The sequence below is a fragment of the Solemya elarraichensis gill symbiont genome (assembly GCF_002021095.1).
Classification (GTDB): Bacteria; Pseudomonadota; Gammaproteobacteria; order Chromatiales; family Chromatiaceae.
Window position 1 is genome coordinate 1 of sequence record NZ_MPRK01000221.1, and the last position, 3551, is coordinate 3551.

Genomic DNA, 3551 nt, shown 5'->3' on the forward strand with positions numbered 1-3551 from the left:
GTCATGGTCAGGATCGCAGTATCATCGACACGTGTTGGCTCGACAGGCGTCGTGCTATGACCAGGCACTGAGATTTCATAACAGGCTTCAGACCCAGGCGTCACTGATAGATCAATGGCCAGAGGGATCAATTGGTGTTGAGCACATAATTGTGACCAGTTGGCTGGTCTATTTGCATCAAACACGACTGCCCTGACTGGGAGTTCATGCAAGAGGCTCTCAATCCTGTCCAGCGGTTCTTCAGGTGTGATCGGAAATGCGATTGTTACCGCTGCTACCGACAGAATGGCAGTCAGGGCTGCAGGGCCATTGGGTAACGCCACGAGAATAATCATGCCGCGTCCAAAACCCGCATCGAGTAATGCGGCTGAATTGGAAGAAATGCATTGGTAGAGCCCGGCGTGGCTCAGATAGTGACTGCTAATCCCACCTAGTGCAGGCTGCTCTGAATATTGACGGCTGTTGTCTGCAAGCCAGTCAAGAATTCTGCAGTTTTCTGTCGCGTTTTCGGCATGCCCTGGTAGCGTTAACAGCATCAGATCTGGTTTACTCATAAAGCCAGTGCCACCAATACACGGCGTTCCCCTTCAAAAGGGCGTCGACCATGGGCGATACGGTGATTGTCACACAGCATCACGTCTCCATCTTGCCATGCAAAGGTGTTTTCTGAATCAGCAAGCACTTCCAGGATATGTTGAATATCAGAGTCAGGGATTTGGCTACCATCGCCAAATGTTGCATGCTTGGGAAGGTGGTGATCTTCGCGGTATACACGACGCATCTGCTGCGCCATTTTTTCACCGTGTGCGGCCACGTGCCAGTTAACCGCCTGATTACCCCAAACGGCAACCCCTGTTGCCGGGTGAACCCGTATCGCGGGGGGAATTGAGCTCAACATGCAATGTACCATCAGATTCCCAATGATATTCCGTCTGGATATTGTCTAGCCACTGCTCTACTGCCGACTGGTCATCGGTACCGAAAGATTCGCGCCAGCCACGTCCGAAGCCGTTTCCACCGTGTAAATTATAGATATATCGTACGCCCCTTGTTTCGAAGCGATTAACAAGCTCAGGATCGAGCTTTTTGCGTACATGTTGCATATCGCCAATAGGAGTTTCACCACCACTTTCCGGGGCTTGTTCACAATTGAACCAGATATAGGGAGGAACCTCGGGGAAATAGGTATATTCACAGTGTAACGGGATGTATTGGTCAGCGGCATATTCGGTGGAGGTATAAACTTTGCCGGCAACATGGGTTCGCGGCGAACCGCCACCAGTGTAGTCCGTCAAATCTGGCGTGCCTGAACGGCAGACTGCCTCGAAAGCAGCGGCACTGGTAACACCGAATCCACGAAACAGGATTGCACCATTTTTATGTAACAGATCTGGTAAGTCATCACCTGCATTAGTCAACCACTTGGACAAAGTAATTGCTGATTCATTGGGATTTGCTAGCAGCTGTATCGGTAGCCTATCTGGACTATTAGTAAAAAACTCAGGCATAAAATGAGGGCATACAGGGTGTGACTACATAGTAAAATAGTAACACACCCAGTTGAATGGGCGAGCCCATGCGTTATGTGATGAAGTCCTGCTGAAACATACCGTGCAAAAGAATCATGCAGTACGTCTTCAGGAATATCTCTGAAACCAGCATCACTATCAGGATAGGAATCGTTCGTCTGAAATAGCTTGTACATGTCAGACAGGGTGGTAAGGCGTTTTTGATCCCCCCGGGATCTCTCAGGGATTCAGGTAACTTCGAAGGGGGATGCCCCTTTAAATTTATTTCTTTTCGGAACGGTCATGGAGCATGTAAGGGGAAGCAGCACTGCTTTTCATTAGGATAACTGCGTGCAAACAGAACTGAGACTAGATGCAAGGAGCATTCAGCAATGTTTGGCTCAACTATCAAATTCGAAACTGAACGCCATGATCAGCGGAGCGTAGACATAAAAAAACCGCTCACATTTCTGTAAGCGGTTGATCTATATGGCGTCCCCTAGGGGTTTCGAACCCCTGTTACCGCCGTGAAAGGGCGGTGTCCTAGGCCTCTAGACGAAGGGGACAAAGCTAGTTGTCCGGTCTGCTAAGTTGGGTAGCTGTCAGACCTCCAAGTGTCAGTACAAATCCGACCGGGATAATCGAGAGCAATGCAATTGCCTCATCATCGTGGTCAAGTAGTAACAGTGTAAAACCTGCCACCAGACCAACTGCAATCAGGATCACTCCAATCAGTGTCATGATGCTTCCAGCGCGGTGCATTTTACCTGTTTCACCCCGGGAATCAAGCTATTCCCGATAAATATTTGGTGGAGCTAAGCGGGATCGAACCGCTGACCTCAACACTGCCAGTGTTGCGCTCTCCCAGCTGAGCTATAGCCCCGGGAAGCGGCATATTATCGACACTTGGCCTGTCCGTGTCAATGACTTGCGGGGCTTTTTTTAAGCTTGCGGCTCAGGCTTCGTAACGTACGTCGACAATCTCGAACTCACGAGTACCGCCGGGGGCGTTGACCTCAACACTATCATCCACTTCCTTGCCGATGAAAGCGCGGGCAATGGGTGAGTTGACTGAAATCAGGCCGGTTTCGATATCTGCCTCATCCTCGCCAACGATCTTGTAGGTAATCTCTTCATCCATCCCGACGTCATAGACAACGACGGTGGCACCAAAGATGACACGGCCACCGGCATCCATTTCAGTGACATCGATAATCTGCGCATGTGAGAGCTTGCCCTCGATGTCCTTGATACGACCCTCGATAAAGCTCTGTTGCTCACGCGCTGGACGCTTGATGGTTTTAAGAACTGTCAGTTCCTCGCGCAGCTTTTCAGCTCCGCGTACTGTCAATGGTACCTTGCTCATATTCTTCTCTTTCCGTACTCAGCTGACCGATGCGTGTAATTCACGCAAAGTACTGACTGTCATTTCCTGCTTGTGTTGCAATGCCATGCAAATGGCCTCACCACCGGATATAGTCGTTGTGTATGCAACCTTGCGCTGCAGGGCAGAACGCCTGATTTCGGCAGAATCCTCAATCGCCTGCTTACCCTCGGTGGTGTTGATAATCAGGTCGATCTCGTCATTCTTGATCAGGTCAACAATGTGCGGACGGCCCTCAGCAACCTTGTTGACACCTTCACACTCGATACCAGCTTCCCTGATGGTACGCGCAGTACCATGGGTAGCAAGAATCTCGAATCCTAGATCTATCAGGTCACGTGCAATCTTCGCTGCACGCGGGCGGTCATTATCACGTACGCTCAGGAAAGCGCGGCCACCGGTCGGTAATTCCATGCCGGAACCTGATTCAGCCTTTGCATAGGCCTCGCCAAAGGTTTGACCTGTGCCCATGACTTCACCAGTTGATTTCATCTCCGGGCCAAGCATGGTATCGACAGCAGGGAATTTCACGAACGGGAAGACAGCTTCCTTGACCGCGAAGTATTCAGGGATACGCTCTTCAAGCATACCCTGCTCTTGCAGCGAAACACCCGCCATGCAGCGTGCCGCGATTTTCGCCAGCTGCAGGCCTGTTGCCT

5 protein-coding genes, 2 tRNA genes and 1 pseudogene are annotated in these 3551 nt (G+C 50.7%); all 8 read right to left on the bottom strand.

Translation table 11 applies throughout. The features are described from left to right. A partial coding sequence (locus tag BOW51_RS09280; RefSeq protein WP_135568209.1) for an AMP-binding protein occupies nt 1–554 on the bottom strand: 554 nt, incomplete at its 3' end. Continuing rightward, a complete protein-coding gene (locus BOW51_RS11805; RefSeq protein WP_078477479.1) occupies nt 551–910 on the bottom strand; it encodes a TauD/TfdA family dioxygenase in 360 nt (119 codons plus the stop codon). The genes BOW51_RS11805 and BOW51_RS09280, both read right to left, overlap by 4 nt. Continuing rightward, nucleotides 834–1430 carry a TauD/TfdA family dioxygenase gene (locus BOW51_RS11810; RefSeq protein ID WP_167367308.1) on the bottom strand — a complete coding sequence of 199 codons (597 nt, stop codon included), beginning with the start codon at nt 1428–1430 and terminating at the stop codon, nt 834–836. The genes BOW51_RS11805 and BOW51_RS11810 overlap by 77 nt, the downstream gene beginning before the upstream one ends. Before the next feature lie 568 nt (nt 1431–1998). After that, a tRNA-Glu gene (locus tag BOW51_RS09295) sits at nt 1999–2074 on the bottom strand. 4 nt (nt 2075–2078) lie between these two features. After that, complete coding sequence (locus tag BOW51_RS11260) at nt 2079–2249, bottom strand: hypothetical protein (RefSeq protein WP_167367309.1); 171 nt, start codon at nt 2247–2249, stop codon at nt 2079–2081. 66 nt (nt 2250–2315) lie between these two features. After that, a tRNA-Ala gene (locus BOW51_RS09300) sits at nt 2316–2391 on the bottom strand. A gap of 72 nt (nt 2392–2463) precedes the next feature. Continuing rightward, nucleotides 2464–2874, bottom strand: coding sequence for a transcription elongation factor GreA (gene greA, locus BOW51_RS09305; protein WP_078477482.1), 411 nt, complete (start codon nt 2872–2874; stop codon nt 2464–2466). Between the two features lie 18 nt (nt 2875–2892). Beyond that, nucleotides 2893–3551, bottom strand: a pseudogene (carB, locus tag BOW51_RS09310) (carbamoyl-phosphate synthase large subunit); the annotation flags it as partial.

Excerpts from the sequence above, each read along its gene's own strand:
- BOW51_RS11805 (WP_078477479.1), bottom strand. The coding sequence starts at position 910 with ATGGTACATTGCATGTTGAGCTCAATTCCCCCCGCGATACGGGTTCAC.
- BOW51_RS11260 (WP_167367309.1), bottom strand. The coding sequence starts at position 2,249 with ATGACACTGATTGGAGTGATCCTGATTGCAGTTGGTCTGGTGGCAGGT.
- greA (WP_078477482.1), bottom strand. The coding sequence starts at position 2,874 with ATGAGCAAGGTACCATTGACAGTACGCGGAGCTGAAAAGCTGCGCGAG.